Raw genomic sequence first — 545 nt, forward strand, 5'->3', positions numbered from 1 at the left:
GTTAACACGACGATGCGTTGCGCGTGTGCAGTGCCGGCCAACGAAATAAGCGCGGAAAGCAGGAGGAGTTTGAGTTTCATTGATTTTCCTTGTCGAATGCTTTCAGACGGCCTGCTCGCTTTCTCAGGCCGTCTGAAAACGGTTGAATCACATTAGAACTTCAGTTGTACGGTTGCGGCGAAATTGCGGCCGCTTTCGGTGTACAAGTCCATCACACTGGTACGGCTCATGCCGGAAACGTCTGCGTGCTGCCAGTATTTTTTGTTGCCGACGTTGTAGATGTTTGCGCCGATTTCAAGGTTTTTAAACGGTTTATACCACGCGCCGATATCCCATACGCCATAACCCGGCGCTTGGAAAACAGTGTCGCTGCTGACGCGGCTGTGTTTTTTCGACCAGCGCAGCTTGGTGCCGATACCCCATTTTTCCTGCGTGTAATCCAAGCCCAAAACGCCGTTGAGTGGATAAGCGGAATCCAACGGTTTGCCGTCCTGCTGCTCACCGCGCATCCAAGCGATACTGCCGGAGACTTGCCAGCCCGGCAG

The 545-nt window shown here is 53.4% G+C and carries 1 protein-coding gene; it reads right to left on the bottom strand.

What is annotated here, in order from left to right; translation table 11 throughout:
• Positions 1-152 precede the first annotated feature (152 nt).
• Positions 153-545, bottom strand: a 393-nt coding sequence (locus ACTHUR_RS17325; RefSeq protein WP_440399949.1) for a TonB-dependent receptor domain-containing protein, incomplete at its 5' end; no start/stop codon positions are given.

The organism is Neisseria sp. P0021.S007 (genome assembly GCF_051956855.1).